We start from the raw sequence: 15,648 nt of genomic DNA, 5'->3' as shown, positions 1-15,648 counted from the left end.
CTCTATCTTTGTATTTTGATGGAATAAGATATTGTTAATATAGAACATTATGTTATGTCTTCATGTTGCGTTAGGCAAACCTTAATATAGTATAATTTAGAGATAAAGATTATTATGTTTTGTAAATATTGCGGTTCATTAATTGATAAAGATTCTTCTTTCTGTAGCCATTGCGGAAAACGTCAAAATGAAAATGCCACGAAATCCTCAAAGACTTCTGACACAAAACCTTCATTACATAAGTACAAATCGAAAAATAAAGTATTATTTTTTGTTTTGGGAGGCTTATTGTTATTATTGGTTATATGGATAATCGTATCTCTGTTTAATAGGAAACAAATAGCGGATATTACTATTGATAAAGTTTCACGAGAGTTAGCAGAAGCTACAAAGAATTACGATGAGCTATATAATTTTCATGAAGGTCTTGCAAAAGTATGTAAGAATAATAAATATGGTTTTATAGATAAGTTGGGGCATGAAGTTATTCCTTGTATATACGATGAAGCTAAAGACTTTTATCTTGGAGTTTCTATTGTGGAAAAAGGTGAAAAAACAGGAGCTATTAATCAATATGGGGATATAGTTATTCCATGCAAATATGATAACATAAGTTCATTTGGAAAAGATAGTTTGGCTGTTGCTTTTTTGAACGAGAAGTCTGGATTCATTGATTTAAAAGGGAATATTGTAATTCCTTTTAATTATGAGTATTGCGAGTCTTTTAGTGATGGTCTTGCTGCAGTTCGGCAAAACGGATTATATGGATTTATAAATAAAAAAGGAGAACTTGTCATTCCATGTAAATATACAAATCTTTATAATGGATGTGGGTTTTGTGAAGGACTTGTAGGAGTAAGCATTGATGGTGGAAGTGTGGGGACTATTGATGACAAATGGGGATACATTGATAATACGGGTAAGATTGCAATACCTTTTCAAAATGGGCTAACAGGAGCTCCATTCTCATCAGGGTTATCTGTGAAATATAGAGGTGGTATGACAATGTCGTTTGACAAGGGATTCCCTTTAATGCGTGAAACGCCACTTGAGGGGGCTTTTATAAACAAAAATGGAGAATTGGCTTCTGAGTATTTCGAAATACAAAACATAGGAGAATTTCGAAACGGATATAGCGTTATTAAGGATAAAACAGGTTTGGAAGGTTTGATTAATACGAGAGGAGAATTTGTTATTCCATGTAAATATTCATTTATAGCAAATGGATTTGATGATAAATATGTAGTAGTTATGGTTAATGGTAAATATGGAATGGCACGCAAAGAAACAGGGGAAGTAGTAATACCTATTATTTACGAAATGGAGGCTATAGATAGTTGGACATTTAAAGAAGGAGTAATTCCTGTAAGAAAAGATGGGAAAATTGGCTATATTAACGAATACAATCAAACTGTCATCCCATTTATTTATGATGAAGCTTCTGATTTTTCAGAAGGATTTGCAGTAGTTAAGCGATATGGAAAATATGGATATGTAGATAGATACGGGCATGATACTTTCAGTCTTTAATAGATACAAATATGGAGCAACATTATTATAAATTTAGGAGTTTACAGAATCTGAAAAGATTTATTGATATAATCCTGAATGAAAGATTATATGCATCAAGATATGATGAACTTAATGACCCTATGGAGGGGGTATATTTAACAAATCCTTCAAATGGGTACATTATTCAACTTTTAAGAGCAAAAAAATACAAAACAAAGATTTGTTCATTGTCAGAAGATTATAGACATACTCTACTTTGGTCGCATTATGCTGATGGTCACACAGGTTGCTGTATAGAAGTAAGTGCTGTAAACGAACGTGAGCAGCCAACAACCGTTAGATATATAGAAAATATACCTGTTGTAAATGATATGAAAGAAGGCAAAGAATTATTATCTCATAAATCCATAGTATGGGAATATGAAAAAGAAGTTCGATACTTCCGGAAAACTTCATATTTACATATTAGGATTCATAAAATAATATTTGGCTTGAAAGTATCTGAAGATGATTATAGATTTTATGAAAAGCTAATCCATGCTATTAATCCTACGATAGAGATACGCAGAATTAACAAGGAAGAAATTGAATATGGATACATTTAGTCTTCTTTGATATTATATTCCCATAATTGTAGTTCAAGCTATTTACATGCTGCAAAACAGCCCGTTCCGACTTGCGATACAGCCTTAATCATGGCGTGATATAGGCAATATTAGGGCATGATATGGCCCATATCAGGGGTTAATACAGGCTGTCTCATAACGCGATATGGACTTATCTGTAACGCTCGGGGATTTATGTTATAAGAGGATATGTTTTCAGCTTCTTTCAGATACGGAGAAAACAGATGGGGTAGGTGTATGAAAAGAATGTGGCGTGTCGGGGATAGGCGCGGTGGAACAGGTGCGGGGTGTATTGCCGGTCGGGCGGATGTATAATGCCGGTGACGGTGAGTATGTATAAAAAATGATTTGGAGAAAGGCGCAACCTGATGTGTTTCTGGGTATAACGGTTGCGTAGAGATTAGGACATAAAAAACACCTGCGGGGCATAGGAGCCTCGCAGGTGTTTTGAGTATGGGCTGTTCAATAGAGCACTATCGAGCAGCTGATTGCAGCTATGATTGTTATCAGGAGTGCTATGACGCGGAGAATGAACAGTATGTGTTCCCGGTTGTCATTTGTCATTGCCCGCCTCCTGTACGCCGAGTGCACCGAGAATAGTGGTGGCGATGGCTATCAGCACTTTCATTATCACTTTCCATCCGTTTGTGTTCAGTTTGCTCATGATGTTATGTCTGTTTTTTCAATGGTTATAAATGGATTGTCTGTTTATACGCCTTCTTCTGTTCCGTCCTCCTTGTCGATGTCGTAAGGAGTGGCTTCCTGCACTTTTGCGCCGGAGATGAAGGTCTGCATGCGGTTGCCCTTGGCGTCGATCTTGACCTCAGGCAGGAAGAGCACGTGGATGTTCTTTATGTTGCTGCCTGCGGAGAAGTCCTTGGCTGTGTCGGCCGGCGATGTGGATATGCCCAGCTTGAATGTTCCGAAGCGGTCTATCTTCACCTTCATTGAGTTCTGGAGCTGTGTGGTCATCGCGTCGACCAGCTCGCTTATCACCGCCAGGATGTCCGAGCGCTTCACGGTACAGTTGTCCTGCATGATGTCGGCGAGGTCGTCGGTGGTCACTGTTCCTTCGTGTACGGCGCGTGCATACCATTTGCCGTTGAATGCGTCCTTACGGTTGCTCTGATAGATTTTGTACTTAACTGCCATGATGTGTTTTCCTTTCTTTGTGTTTTAATGGTTTTGATTATAAGGAGAGACTTCAGCCTGTCGGGACAGACGGCCCGCCCTTGTTCCGTCCGGACGGTGTGCGTGGGAGCCTTGCCGGCCCTGGCTCCGTGTGCGCCTCATATTATATAAGGTGCGGGCTCTGCCTCCGTGTGGCTGTTCTTTGCATGAAAGAGTGTCCTCCGCATGGGATTTTCCCTGAATGCGATGCAAAGGTATGCAATAGCGATTGGGCGGTCAATAGTGGCAGGGAGTTCATATAAGGGTATGCCGTATGGCGTTGTCGGATGTGGTATGTTTTATTATTGAAATGTGTATCGGAAAATATTTAACCATTTAATATCATATTTTTACCAGTTGGACAATATTCTCCGATGTCTGATACCAATCTGCAAATTTGCCATTTGTGGCTGTGTTTACATTTATTTATTTTTGCTGCCGAAACAGTTAATAAATTTTACTTATGACAGTCATGACTTCTGCTGTCGGATTCAAGAAATAATTGAAAATATCAGAAGTATTCTATTGCATATTAATCTCAATAATTTGTCGATATATTTAACGAAAAAACAGATTAGAAATGAACAAAAAATTTATCTTTTCAATTGTGCCAGGCATAGCATTGGCACTGTGTTCGGTGGCATTTTCCTCATGTGGTGATGATGACGAAGAAAACAGCGGTGGCTCTAATCCCGGCGGACCTTCTGTGACCTTCTCTGGCAAGTTGCTTACTCAGGCAGGTCAGTACATTTTCCATTATGATGAAAAGAAACGTTGCAACGTTGTTGAAACATACGATTATTATGACGGACCGTTCAAGGAAGTGGAAATAGATTATAGTGATAATTCCGTTTACTTTGATTCTGAAGGCATGGGAATGAAGGTTGCTTTCAATCAAAAAGGATACATTACAAAATTGTCCGGTTCGTGGAACGAGAATGAAGAAGGAGAAGTATCAAGCGGCAGTTTGAGCATATCGTTCACTTATGACAAAAGCAACCATATTACATCTACGACTCTTACTTCTGACGAGAAAGAAATATATGAAGGAATTGAATTTAAATATTCAGGCACCGGAAAATCGACTTATACCTGGAGTAATGATAATCTCGTGAACATAACAACCAAATATGTAGATTATGAAAATGGAGAAAAGTCTGAAACCATAGATAAATATGACATAACATATAATGAAGGTATGGAAAACAAAACAAGACAGATTCCTGTTGTCTTGAGTTATTACCTGATAGATTACGATATTTCTTCTGTAGCAATTGTCGGTTTGTTCGGTGTCGGTCCTAAGAACTTGCCGGAAATAATAATTAACGAATATACAGAAGACGGTGAAAGCTATGAACCGTATGAAACTAACGTAAGCTATGAACTGAACAGCGACGGCACAATAAAGAGTGAAAATATAGACGGGGAGATACAAGATTATGCCTATACTGCGATCAATGATGTGAGAAGTAAGATGGCTTCATCTTTTGCAAAGCATTATGCAGGTCCCAAAGCAAGGAAAGCAGGAACAAAACTGTTTAGAATGCTCAAACATCTGCAGAAACGCAATAACGTTGTGTTGCAAAAATAATGATAGGTTGAGATTTTAGAAATGTATTCTTTATATGTTGGTGAAATTGGATTTATGCAGATTTAATTTCACCAACGTATAACAAATTAATTATCGTATGAAAAAGTTATTGAAATTAAGAGGAGCGTTATATGTAATGCTTAGTGTAATTTTTATTGCAGGTTGTTTGGCTGCATGTGGAAGTGATGATGAAGATGAAGGTACAACTATAGGAGAAGATTTTTACGGAACCTATTGTTATACTTATGATAATATTTATTTGTATTATACATTTGACAGAGATAAAACGGGGCGATATGAATTAGTAAACAAGAAGGGTATTACTTCTTCTTATGCAGAGTATACTTATTCGTTCAAAGGCAATACAATAAAGCTGAAAGGAGTGAAGATGAATACAGATGGTGTTGTTGATCCGAATTGGACAACAACTCTTGAATATCGTGGCGGTTATATTTTCTGGGGAGAACAACAATACCAAAAGATATATTGATTCCTTGGTAAAAATAAATACGCTGATGCGTATTATATAATAAAGGTTATAAAAGAGGATGTGTCAATAAGCATATCCTCTTTTTTATATTTGTTTTTGGTGTGGCAGAGCTGTATCTCTGCTGCTTCCTAAATGATTCTGTCCGGCTGTGTCAGGATGTTTTCGTGTCGGCGTAGGCGAGTGCTTCGGCCCGTGCTATGATGTCCTCGCGTCCGAGGCGTTTCATGCTTATGTTGCTCAGGTCGAATTCGTTGTCGTCGACAGCGGTGTCTGTGGTGTTTGTGCTCACCGGTCTGTCTTCTACGGGCTGTGGAGTGCTGTTGTCGCCTGTGTCGGGCAGTGCCGCGGTGGGCTCTTCCTCCATCTTTGTGCGGTTGGTTTTGGCCGCGAATATCTCGTCGATGAACTGCGGTTCCTTGCGCAGTCTTGCCAGTGTGAGCTTCGATGCCATCTGCTGGCTTTCCTTCTTGCTGTATCCGGTGCCCTCACATCCGGCAATGCCTTCTATCTCAACGGCATATCTGAACATCGGGCTTCCCTGCTCGTCTTTCTTCTGTTCGATGATCTTGAACTCGAGCATCACGCGGTTTTTCTGACTCCACTCTATGAGTTTGCTTTTGAAGTTCACCTCGCGATAGGCCACCTTGTCGATGTTCACCATCTCGCTGAGTATGCGTTTTTTCATGAAGCGCATACATGCGTCGTAGCCCCGGTCGAGATATATTGCTCCAACGAGAGCCTCGAAAGCGTTGCCGCCCATGTAGCTGTTGTGCGAAGAACCGTGGCTGCTGTAGCATATCAGCTGGTTTATCCCCATTTCCTGTGCCAGCTTGTTGAGCATTTCGCGCTGCACGAGTTTGCTTCTTGTGTTTGTGAGGAAGCCTTCGCGTTTGCCCGGGAAATGGCGATAGACTATGTCGCCGACGGTCGCATCGAGTATGGCATCGCCGAGAAATTCGAGCCTTTCGTTGTTCACGGGCTTGCCTTTCTCATTGCGTTTGAACATGCTTTTGTGCATGAGCGCGAGCTTGTAGAGCGAGATGTCGTGCGGATAGAATCCGATGATCCGGTATAAAGACAAATAAAGCTCCTTTTCCTTTCGGAAGGGGAGCTTTATCCGGTCTATAATATTATTCAGCATATTTCTTGAATACTACACATGCATTGTGACCGCCGAAACCGAATGTGTTGCTCAGTGCGGCCCTTACTTCTCTTTTCTGTGCCTTGTTGAAAGTGAAGTTGAGGTTGTAGTCCACGTTTTCGTCCTTGTCGTCCTCGTCGTGGTTGATTGTAGGAGGAATGATGTCGTTCTTTACAGAAAGAACAGAAACCATTGCTTCTACTGCACCGGCAGCACCAAGCAGGTGGCCAGTCATTGACTTTGTAGAGCTGATGTTCAGCTTGTATGCAGCCTCGCCGAACACTTCCTTGATGGCTTTTGCCTCAGAAACGTCGCCTACAGGTGTTGATGTTCCGTGCACGTTGATGTAGTCGATGTCCTCCGGTTTGAGTCCGGCGTCGGCCAGAGCGGCTTCCATCACGAGCTTTGCACCAAGTCCTTCCGGATGAGATGCTGTGATGTGGTGAGCGTCGGCGCTCATGCCTTCGCCTACCATTTCGGCGTAGATCTTAGCACCGCGTGCCTTAGCATGCTCCAGTTCCTCGAGGATGAGACATCCTGCGCCCTCACCCATTACGAATCCGTCGCGGCTTGCGCTGAACGGACGTGATGCGTGTTCAGGATCGTCGTTGCGTGTGGAGAGTGCGTGCATGGCGTTGAAACCGCCTACACCGCATGCGCAGATAGCTGCTTCGGCACCACCGCTGACAATCATGTCGGCCTTGCCCAGGCGTATGAGGTTGAATGCGTCGGCCAGTGCGTTTGTAGAAGAAGCACATGCCGATGTTGTTGTATAGTTCGGACCATGGAAACCATACATGATTGATATGTGTCCAGACGCGATGTCTGCAATCATTTTCGGAATAAAGAAAGGATTGAATTTAGGTCCGTTCTCTTTGTTCTGTGCGTAGTAAGACACTTCGTCCTCGAATGTCTTGATACCACCGATGCCTACACCGAATACCACGCCGACACGGTTCTTGTCGATTGTCTCCAGATCCATGCCGCTGTCTTTCACTGCCTGCATAGCCGAGATGATGGCAAACTGTGTGTAACGGTCCATCTTGCGCGCTTCCTTGCGGTCGATGTAGTCGTTGATGTTGAGGTTCTTCACCTCGCATGCAAACTGGGATTTGAACTTAGAGCAATCAAACTGTGTAATAGGAGCGGCACCGCTTTTACCGGCAATGAGGTTGTTCCATGTCTCTTCGACGCTGTTTCCCACCGGTGTTACAGCACCAAGGCCTGTTACTACTACTCTTTTTAATTCCATTATATTGATTTTGATTATGTTAGAATAAAAAATTTATGGTTTATGGTGAATGAGTTCCGATAATTTCATTCTTCAGGGCATTTGTCTTGAATATTTGTCATAAAAAACGACAAACACCGGCATATGTCAAAAACGAAACGAAATTACAGCTCATTAACCATAAGCCATAAAGAATAAACTTCAGGAAAGTTTATTTTGTATTTTCCTCGATATAGCTGATTGCGTCGCCAACAGTTGCTATCTTTTCAGCCTTATCGTCTGGAATAGAGATACCGAATTCCTTTTCGAATTCCATGATGAGCTCAACGGTGTCCAGAGAGTCTGCACCAAGGTCGTTTGTGAAACTTGCTTCAGGCTTTACGTCTGCTTCATCAACACCGAGTTTGTCAACGATAATGGCTTTTACTTTAGATTCGATTTCTGACATAATTTTAAATTTTAAAGTGTTTGTAAATAATATCCTATTTTTGTAAATCGTTGCAAAGGAACAACTTTTTATTTACATGGACAAATATTTTTTTGAAAAATCGACGCATCTTTGCACAAATACATAACAATTGTGCAAAAAAAGACCACCTTTTCCTTCTTTCAGTCTGATTATCATAACACTACGGGCGCATATCGGCACGCACAACGCTGTGTGACAGCGTTTTCAGCGGTGCCAAGGTGCGAAAAATCGTTCTATTTATTTGCATGTTTGCCCCTTTTAAGCTATATTTGCATGTACATGAGCCGGTGTCGCGGACAGAAAAGTCATGTGCGTGACGCTGTGGCCGTGTATCAAAACTGATTACATTTAAATCTAAACAGAATGTCATTTACACAACTTTGCAGCCGCGTGTTCTGTCAGGCGATAAACGACTATCACGTGAAAGACAACGTTGATACGGCAATCAGCAATCCTTACGACAGAGATGAGATTGAGAACAGACTCTATCTCAAATGCTGGATTGACACCGTGCGGTGGCATTTCGAGGACATCATACGCGATCCGCACATAAATCCTGTGGAGGCACTGTCGCTCACAAGGCGCATCGACCGTTCCAGTCAGGACCGCACGGACATTGTGGAGCAGATAGATTCGTACTTCATGCACAAGTACAGCAACGTGAAAGCGCTGCCCGATGCCGCCGTAAACACAGAGAGTCCGGCGTGGGCAATAGACCGTCTGTCCATCCTTGAACTCAAGATATACCACATGCATGAGCAGACCATGCGCACCGACGTATCGGCCGAACATATCGAGAAATGCAAGGCAAGGCTCGCCGTGCTGCTTGAACAGAAGCGTGACCTGTCCTCGGCTATAGACACTCTGCTCGATGACATTGCTGCAGGACGCAAGCATATGAAGGTGTACAGACAGATGAAAATGTACAATGATCCTTCTACAAATCCTGTGTTCTACAAGAAATAAACACGTTCTCACCCAATAAAAATTCATCATCCAAGACGTCATGAAAACTGACCACCTGCTGATAATGAGATTCTCGGGCCTCGGAGACGTGGCCATGACAGTACCCGTGGTATGGTCGCTGGCGCGCCGCTATCCGCATCTGCGCATCACGGTGCTCAGCAGTCCATTCGCAAGAGTGTTCTTCGATAGAATCGCGCCGAACGTAGGCTTCATGGAGGCCGACCTGAAAAACGAATACCGCGGAGTGAAAGGTCTCAACGCGCTTTACAGGCGCCTCACCGCAAAGCAGTTCACTGCAATAGCCGATCTGCACAATGTGCTGCGCTCCGGATATCTGCGCATGCGTTTCAACATCGACCGCTACCGCGTGGAACACATCGACAAGCACCGCCGCGAACGCCGACAGCTTGTGGCCACCACAGGCAAACAGATGGTGCAGCTGCCGCTGGTGTTCGAGCTGTATGCCGATGTTCTGGCACGCCTCGGCTATCCTATAGATCTGGATTTCACCTCAATGTTTCCGCCCGCAGGCGGTAACATACGCCTCATATCCGCTCTTGTGGGCGAGAAAAAGCCTTTCCAGCAATGGATAGGTGTGGCGCCGTTCGCAGCATATCAGGGCAAGGCCTATCCGTTGGAGCTCATGGAAAGAGTGATAGACGAACTGTCCCGACGCCATCCCTCGTGCCGTATATTCTTCTTCGGCAACAACAGCGACAAGGAACGCCGTGCGCTCGATGCGCTTGCCGAGGGCCGAAAGAACTGCATCAACGCTTCGGCCGCGCTCGGATCAATATACAACGAACTCATACTCATGAGTCATCTCGACGTGATGCTCAGTATGGACAGTGCCAACATGCACCTCGCCTCGATTGCCGGAACGCCGGTTGTGAGCATCTGGGGAGCCACTCATCCGCTTGCAGGATACATGGGATGGCATCAGCGTCCCGACGATGTTGTGCAGACCGACATGCCATGCCGCCCTTGCAGCATATCGGGCAACCGTCCGTGTCTGCGTGGCGACTACGCCTGCCTTACGTCCATACAGCCCGTCAGCGTTGCCGACAGAGTGGACCGCGTGCTCGTTCGATAAGGCGATGCATGTCTGACAAGACATTGATCATACATATATATAATAAGGAGATGCCTGATCCGGCATCTCCTTATTGTTTTTATCCGCTGCCTTCAGTTTCGTACGGTTATATAATAATAGCTCGGCAGCAATCCGTCGGGCATTGTTACGATAAAAGAAACTGCGGTTCCTATCCCGAATAATCGTTGTTTTCTTCTGTCGGAATGAAAACAATATGGGGCACTTACAGTTTTTCAGCATCCTGTGTTTTTTCCGTCTGAGTTTTCAGTTCTACCCCAAAAAATCAGCGAGTATTTGCGCGCTGACTCTCCGTCGGACGCAAATTCGCAAATTATGAGAGGTTGATATAAAATATTGAATATCAGAGACTTGTATTTGAAGGATATTCTATCGCCCTGCGATAAGCACCGTTTCAGCATGCGATTAAGTCCGTTTCATGGGCTGAAATGCACCAAACCGCACCGTGATATAGGCTGAACCAGACCATAAAACGGGCATTATCGGAAAGCAGGACTGACTGTTATGAACTGTGGTATAGGGTATGCCATAAGGCGATACTGAGCGAAACAGCCTTTATAATCCTTGATTTAACATTTCTTTACATCTCTTTCCCGATTTTATTTTGTCAAAAAAAAGTCAAGAAAATCTGTAAGTACGTCGTGCGGGTTTTCTTTAAAAAGCCCTTCATGAGGTGTGAGAAAAGCCACGGGAAGAATGTGTCTTTCGTGAGATGAAGATTTTCTGTTTGTGGCAATGTTATTTTATTACTACATGAGGAAAAGTCTATCACTGTTTGTGCCATACTGTGTTGTCTGGATGTTCCTCGTCCTTCCATGGTGATTTATGAATAAGAAACCGTCCTTACGGAATTTCTACCGGACATATTATAATATGTATGGGGCCATGCACACAACAATAAGTGCATGGCCCCGTGTCTTTATTCTTCGGAAGCGATGCTGCCGTGGCAGCACGCTGTTCCGTCTGTCCTATCTGAAAAGCGACAGCGCGATGCCACGTTCCAGTCCGCGCAGCTCGGCCAGTCCGCGCAAGCGGCCTATGCACGAATAGCCGGGGTTGGTGTGTTTGCGCAGGTCGTCTATCATCTGATGGCCGTGGTCGGGGCGCACCGGTATTGACACCTTGCGCCGCTGTTCCACCTCGAGCAGTGCCTTCATCATGCCATACATGTCCACATCGCCCTCAAGATGGTTGGCCTCGTGGAAATTTCCTTCTTCGTCGCGGCGTGTGCTGCGCAGATGAACGAAGTTTATGCGGTCGCCAAACTCATACATCATCGCTACCAGATCGTTGTCGGCGCGCACTCCGAACGAGCCCGTGCACAGACAAAGTCCGTTCGACGGGTTGGGCACACGCTCCGTAAGCTGTCTGAAGTCGTCGGCTGTCGAGAGTATGCGCGGCAGTCCGAAGAGCGGGAACGGCGGGTCGTCGGGATGTATCACGAGGCTTGTGCCTGTCTCGTCTGCCACGGGCGCTATCTCCGAAAGGAAGTAAACCAGATTGTCGCGCAGCCGTGTGGCGTCTATGTCGCGGTAACGGTCGAGCGCCTCTCTGAACTGGTCGAGCGTGAAACTCTCCTCCGCTCCCGGCAGACCTGCTATGATGTTGCGCGTGAGCTGCTGTTTCTCGTCGTCCGACATCTGCTCGTAGCGCAGGCGTGCCGTGTGTTTCTCCGCGTCGGTATATTCGTTTTCGGCTGCCGGTCTTTTCAGAATGTACAGGTCGAAAGCCATCAGCGCCGCCTTCTCAAAGCGCAGAGCCCTCGAGCCGTCGGGCATTCTGAAGGCCAGGTCGGTGCGGGTCCAGTCGAGCACGGGCATGAAGTTGTATGTCACGCACCGTATGCCGCACTCCGCCAGGTTGCGCAGTGTCGTCTTGTAGTTGTCTATATAGCGGCGGTAGTTGCCCGTCTGTGTCTTGATGTCCTCGTGCACAGGCACGCTTTCCACAACGCTCCACACGAGTCCTGTCTCGGCTATGAGCGTCTTTCTACGCATTATCTCGTCTATGGTCCACACCTCTCCGTTGGGTATGTGGTGCAGAGCGTGCACCACGTCGGTAGCTCCTGCCTGGCGTATGTCCCACAGGCTCACAGGGTCGTCCGGCCCGTACCATCGCCATGACTGCTTGCATAAATACATATATCGTTCTGTTTTGTTGTTTCATTAAAACGATATTCCTCCGCCGCATTGTTCCTCGCAGGGAACAGTGTCTTGTATATCGTTTATGCGGCAGGAAGAATATCGCGTACGGTTTTTGTGTGTTTATATTGAGAAAGCGTCGAAACCGCCGTCCACCACAGTCACTGTGCCTGATACAAACCGTGATGCATCGCTGGCCAGCCACTGCAGTGTGCCCAGCAGTTCTTCCGGTTCGCCGAACCGTCTGAACGGAGTGTGGGCTATTATAGTTTCGGCGCGCTTCGTAAGGTTACCGTCTTTGTCTGTGAGCAGTGTGCGGTTCTGTTCTGTCAGGAAGAATCCCGGAGCCACCGCGTTCACGCGCAGTCCCGGTCCGAACTTCGATGCGAGTTCGCCGCACATGTATTTTGTGAAGTTTATCACTGCCGCCTTTGCCACGCCATATCCTGCCACACGTGTCAGCGGACGCAGGCCGGCTTCAGACGCAATGTTTATTATCGAACCGGACTGCTGCTTCACCATGGCCTCTGCAAAGACCATTGTGGGCAGCACTGTGCCGAAGAGGTTGAGGTCAACCACCTGTCGCACGGCTTCGGTGTCGAGGTCGAAGAAAGTCTTGTTGGGCGCTATCGTCGCTCCCGGCATGTTGCCTCCGGCAGCGTTTATCAGCACGTCTATGCGTCCGTATGTGTCCATTATAGTGGCGTAGTTGTCTTCCAGCTTTGCCCTGTCGAGCACGTCGGTGGCGAGAAACATTGCCTCTCCGCCTTTGGTGCGTGCCTCTTCCGCCAGCCGGTTGCCAACATCGGTGTTGCGGCCGAGTATCACTACCTTCGCACCTTCCCCGGCAAAATGGCTCACCATGGCGCGTCCCAGCACGCCGGTGGCTCCGGTTATGACGATCACTCTGTCTTTTACGCTAAACAAATTCATATCATGTCATTTATTGTTCACTCTTCTTTTATTCCTTTTATCTATGTCCTGCCGTCGCCGCAATGCCTGCGTCGGTGCATGGCGCGGTGTCGGCTGCTGTGTGCGTCAGTCGGTTATGAGCTTGTATTTCGGCACAAGCGTCTTCATGATGGTCCATCCCACGAGATAAGCCACCGAGCAGATGCAGAATATTATGAAGTATCCTGCCGGCTTGCCTGTGAATCCCATGAACTCGAGCTGCACGTTGTCGGCATATACAAACAGGTTGCCCGCACATGTCTGCATGAGCATCGAGCTCACGCCTCCCGCCATTCCGCCGATGCCTGTGACGGTGGCGATGGCCTTCTTGGGGAACATGTCGCTCACGGTAGTGTATATATTGGCCGACCACGACTGGTGTGCGGCGCAGCCAAGACCTATGAGCACCACCGGGAACCACGGCGAGAGCGTGCCCAACGGTTGCGCGAAGAGCACCACCAGCGGCACAAACGCGAAGATGAGCATGGCTCTCATGCGTGCCGCATAAGGATTGGATCCGGTGCGGTTGATGAATATAGTGGGGAGCTTTCCGCCCCATAATGAAAGCATGGTGATGGCATATAGCGTGAAGATGAGCGCCATGCCAAGACCTTCGGAAGTCTTTATGCCGAACTGGGTGTTGAGATATGACGGTGTCCAGAAGAGGAAAAACCACCACACACCGTCCGTACAGAACTTGCCGAGTACGAACGCCCACGTCTGTCTGTACTTGAAACACTGCAACAGCGGCATCTTCTTCTCTTCGCTGCCAGCCTTCTGTTCGGCCATCATTTCGGCCTCCAGCTTCTTGTCCTGTTCGATGTATTCGAGCTCGGCATCGTTTACGAACCTGCTCTCACGCGGCGGTTTGTACATGAATACCCAGAAACCCATCCACACAAAACCCATCACACCGATGATGACAAACGCCATCTCCCAGCCCCAGTGCTTTGCCAGCAGCGGTATGGTGAGCGGTGCCACGAGTGCGCCGATGGATGCTCCGGCGTTGAATATGGATGTGGCGAAGGCGCGGTCGCGCTTCGGAAAATATTCGGCCGTCACCTTCACGGCAGCCGGAAAATAGCCCGCCTCGCCTATGGCAAGCACGCAGCGCGCCGCCAGAAAGAAGTACATGCTAGCCGTGGCTATCATCACCGCCATGTCGCCCGTTGCTGCTATGAGTTGTGTCTTGTCCTCCAGACCGGTGCAGAACTCCGTGGCAATGCCGCACAATGCGTGCAGACACGCTCCGGCCGACCATATGCCGATGGACCAGAGGAAGCCCGCCTTCGTGCCGAGCCAGTCAACCGCGCGGCCGGCAAACAGCATGCCGATGGCATATACTATGGAGAATGTTGCCGTGACATATCCGTAATGAATCTCGTTCCAGTGGAACTCAGGTTTTATGAATTCGTCCCATGTGAGCGATAGCACCTGTCGGTCGAGGTAGTTTATGGTAAGAGCCAGGAACATCATTATGCAGATGGTCCATCTGTAGTTGGTCATTTTCTGTGTGAGTGGATTGCTGGTCTTGTTCATATTTCAGGTTTTCGGTTTGTTGTTTCAGGTCATTGTCTTGCCCGGCTTATGATGTCGAGCGCATAACGGCATTTCTCCGTTATGTAGTTCCAGTCGCCGGCGGCTATGCGGTCCTTCGGAAACAGTTTCGAACCCATGCCCACACATGTCGTGCCGGCCTTCATCCATGCCGTGAGGTTCTCCTCTGTCGGCTCCACGGCTCCCGTCGCCATTATCATCGACCAGGGCAGCGGAGCCATGACGTTCTTCACGAACGACGGACCGCCCACGCTTCCTGCCGGGAATATCTTTACAAGGTCGCAGCCCAGTTCGTGCGCCTCGCCTATCTCGGTTGCCGATCCGCAGCCGGGAGTGTAGGGCACAAGCCGGCGGTTACACAGCCGCGCCACCTCGGCGTTGAGGTAAGGTCCGACGACGAAGTTGGCGCCGTTCTGCAGATAGAGTGCTGCTGTGGGGGCGTCAATCACCGATCCCACGCCCAGAATCATCTCCGGACACTCCTTGCGGCAGAACTTCATCAGGGCGGTGAACACCTCAAGCGCGAAGTCGCCGCGGTTGGTAAACTCGAACACGCGTACGCCTCCTTCGTAGCATGCTTTCAGTACGCGGCACGCCACTTCCGTGTCGCTGTTATAGAATACAGGCACCATGCCTGTGCGGCAGATGGTGTCCAGCACCTGCAGTTTGCTGAATGTTGCCATATATAATAA

The 15,648-nt window shown here is 46.8% G+C and carries 15 protein-coding genes; 6 read left to right on the top strand and 9 right to left on the bottom strand.

From position 1 onward, the window contains the following. Nucleotides 1-114 precede the first annotated feature (114 nt). Both WKT13_RS01465 and WKT13_RS01460 read left to right on the top strand, forming a co-directional pair. Nucleotides 115-1,530 (top strand): WG repeat-containing protein, encoded by a 1,416-nt coding sequence (locus tag WKT13_RS01465; protein ID WP_340322513.1) that lies wholly within the window; start codon nt 115-117, stop codon nt 1,528-1,530. Between the two features lie 11 nt (nt 1,531-1,541). Then, a complete protein-coding gene (locus WKT13_RS01460) occupies nt 1,542-2,117 on the top strand; it encodes a DUF2971 domain-containing protein (RefSeq protein WP_340322512.1) in 576 nt (191 codons plus the stop codon). 574 nt (nt 2,118-2,691) lie between these two features. On the opposite strand, the gene WKT13_RS01455 is transcribed toward WKT13_RS01460, so the two are convergent. Both WKT13_RS01455 and WKT13_RS01450 read right to left on the bottom strand, forming a co-directional pair. Beyond that, nucleotides 2,692-2,802, bottom strand: coding sequence for a smalltalk protein (locus tag WKT13_RS01455; protein WP_295312685.1), 111 nt, complete (start codon nt 2,800-2,802; stop codon nt 2,692-2,694). A 44-nt stretch (nt 2,803-2,846) separates the two neighbouring features. Further along, entirely contained in the window at nt 2,847-3,290 is a 444-nt protein-coding gene (locus WKT13_RS01450) for an HU family DNA-binding protein (RefSeq protein WP_340322511.1), read from the bottom strand. A 598-nt stretch (nt 3,291-3,888) separates the two neighbouring features. On the opposite strand from WKT13_RS01450, the gene WKT13_RS01445 reads away from it, so the two are divergent. Both WKT13_RS01445 and WKT13_RS01440 read left to right on the top strand, forming a co-directional pair. Then, entirely contained in the window at nt 3,889-4,899 is a 1,011-nt protein-coding gene (locus WKT13_RS01445; protein WP_340322510.1) for a hypothetical protein, read from the top strand. 97 nt (nt 4,900-4,996) lie between these two features. Then, entirely contained in the window at nt 4,997-5,389 is a 393-nt protein-coding gene (locus tag WKT13_RS01440) for a hypothetical protein (RefSeq protein ID WP_340322509.1), read from the top strand. Between the two features lie 151 nt (nt 5,390-5,540). Here the strand turns inward: WKT13_RS01440 and rnc are convergent, their stop codons facing one another. From rnc to WKT13_RS01425, 3 genes are all read right to left on the bottom strand, one after another. Further along, nucleotides 5,541-6,530 (bottom strand): ribonuclease III, encoded by a 990-nt coding sequence (rnc, locus tag WKT13_RS01435; RefSeq protein ID WP_340322508.1) that lies wholly within the window; start codon nt 6,528-6,530, stop codon nt 5,541-5,543. After that, nucleotides 6,520-7,782 carry a beta-ketoacyl-ACP synthase II gene (fabF, locus tag WKT13_RS01430; RefSeq protein WP_298619989.1) on the bottom strand — a complete coding sequence of 421 codons (1,263 nt, stop codon included), beginning with the start codon at nt 7,780-7,782 and terminating at the stop codon, nt 6,520-6,522. The genes rnc and fabF overlap by 11 nt, the downstream gene beginning before the upstream one ends. 190 nt (nt 7,783-7,972) lie before the next feature. Continuing rightward, nucleotides 7,973-8,209 carry an acyl carrier protein gene (locus WKT13_RS01425; protein ID WP_021994360.1) on the bottom strand — a complete coding sequence of 79 codons (237 nt, stop codon included), beginning with the start codon at nt 8,207-8,209 and terminating at the stop codon, nt 7,973-7,975. A 384-nt stretch (nt 8,210-8,593) separates the two neighbouring features. Between WKT13_RS01425 and WKT13_RS01420 the strand changes: the two genes are divergently transcribed. Next, the gene (locus WKT13_RS01420; protein ID WP_340322507.1) at nt 8,594-9,196 is read left to right on the top strand and encodes a DUF4254 domain-containing protein; all 603 of its coding nucleotides are present in this window, start codon (nt 8,594-8,596) and stop codon (nt 9,194-9,196) included. Nucleotides 9,197-9,236: 40 nt separating this feature from the next. Next, a complete protein-coding gene (locus WKT13_RS01415) occupies nt 9,237-10,289 on the top strand; it encodes a glycosyltransferase family 9 protein (RefSeq protein WP_340322506.1) in 1,053 nt (350 codons plus the stop codon). Between the two features lie 986 nt (nt 10,290-11,275). Here the strand turns inward: WKT13_RS01415 and uxuA are convergent. The 4 genes from uxuA to WKT13_RS01395 all read right to left on the bottom strand — a co-directional run bounded on the left by uxuA (nt 11,276) and on the right by WKT13_RS01395 (nt 15,639). Further along, nucleotides 11,276-12,448 (bottom strand): mannonate dehydratase, encoded by a 1,173-nt coding sequence (uxuA, locus tag WKT13_RS01410; RefSeq protein ID WP_340322505.1) that lies wholly within the window; start codon nt 12,446-12,448, stop codon nt 11,276-11,278. A gap of 123 nt (nt 12,449-12,571) precedes the next feature. After that, nucleotides 12,572-13,381 carry an SDR family oxidoreductase gene (locus tag WKT13_RS01405; protein ID WP_340322504.1) on the bottom strand — a complete coding sequence of 270 codons (810 nt, stop codon included), beginning with the start codon at nt 13,379-13,381 and terminating at the stop codon, nt 12,572-12,574. A 105-nt stretch (nt 13,382-13,486) separates the two neighbouring features. Beyond that, on the bottom strand, nt 13,487-14,938 hold the full coding sequence (locus WKT13_RS01400; RefSeq protein WP_298581023.1) for an MFS transporter: 1,452 nt from the start codon (nt 14,936-14,938) through the stop codon (nt 13,487-13,489). 29 nt (nt 14,939-14,967) lie between these two features. Continuing rightward, a complete protein-coding gene (locus WKT13_RS01395) occupies nt 14,968-15,639 on the bottom strand; it encodes a bifunctional 4-hydroxy-2-oxoglutarate aldolase/2-dehydro-3-deoxy-phosphogluconate aldolase (RefSeq protein WP_340322503.1) in 672 nt (223 codons plus the stop codon). Nucleotides 15,640-15,648 lie beyond the last annotated feature (9 nt).

Origin of the sequence: Prevotella sp. HCN-7019, assembly GCF_037890215.1 — a bacterium.
Taxonomy (GTDB): domain Bacteria; phylum Bacteroidota; class Bacteroidia; order Bacteroidales; family Bacteroidaceae; genus Prevotella.
Note: the sequence above shows the minus strand (reverse complement) of the source record. Positions and strands in the feature narration are given on the sequence as shown.

Coding starts and splice junctions, on each gene's coding strand:
- WKT13_RS01465 (WP_340322513.1), top strand. CDS start 115: ATGTTTTGTAAATATTGCGGTTCATTAATTGATAAAGATTCTTCTTTC.
- WKT13_RS01460 (WP_340322512.1), top strand. CDS start 1,542: ATGGAGCAACATTATTATAAATTTAGGAGTTTACAGAATCTGAAAAGA.
- WKT13_RS01455 (WP_295312685.1), bottom strand. CDS start 2,802: ATGAGCAAACTGAACACAAACGGATGGAAAGTGATAATGAAAGTGCTG.
- WKT13_RS01450 (WP_340322511.1), bottom strand. CDS start 3,290: ATGGCAGTTAAGTACAAAATCTATCAGAGCAACCGTAAGGACGCATTC.
- WKT13_RS01445 (WP_340322510.1), top strand. CDS start 3,889: ATGAACAAAAAATTTATCTTTTCAATTGTGCCAGGCATAGCATTGGCA.
- WKT13_RS01440 (WP_340322509.1), top strand. CDS start 4,997: ATGAAAAAGTTATTGAAATTAAGAGGAGCGTTATATGTAATGCTTAGT.
- rnc (WP_340322508.1), bottom strand. CDS start 6,530: ATGCTGAATAATATTATAGACCGGATAAAGCTCCCCTTCCGAAAGGAA.
- fabF (WP_298619989.1), bottom strand. CDS start 7,782: ATGGAATTAAAAAGAGTAGTAGTAACAGGCCTTGGTGCTGTAACACCG.
- WKT13_RS01425 (WP_021994360.1), bottom strand. CDS start 8,209: ATGTCAGAAATCGAATCTAAAGTAAAAGCCATTATCGTTGACAAACTC.
- WKT13_RS01420 (WP_340322507.1), top strand. CDS start 8,594: ATGTCATTTACACAACTTTGCAGCCGCGTGTTCTGTCAGGCGATAAAC.
- WKT13_RS01415 (WP_340322506.1), top strand. CDS start 9,237: ATGAAAACTGACCACCTGCTGATAATGAGATTCTCGGGCCTCGGAGAC.
- uxuA (WP_340322505.1), bottom strand. CDS start 12,448: ATGTATTTATGCAAGCAGTCATGGCGATGGTACGGGCCGGACGACCCT.
- WKT13_RS01405 (WP_340322504.1), bottom strand. CDS start 13,381: ATGAATTTGTTTAGCGTAAAAGACAGAGTGATCGTCATAACCGGAGCC.
- WKT13_RS01400 (WP_298581023.1), bottom strand. CDS start 14,938: ATGAACAAGACCAGCAATCCACTCACACAGAAAATGACCAACTACAGA.
- WKT13_RS01395 (WP_340322503.1), bottom strand. CDS start 15,639: ATGGCAACATTCAGCAAACTGCAGGTGCTGGACACCATCTGCCGCACA.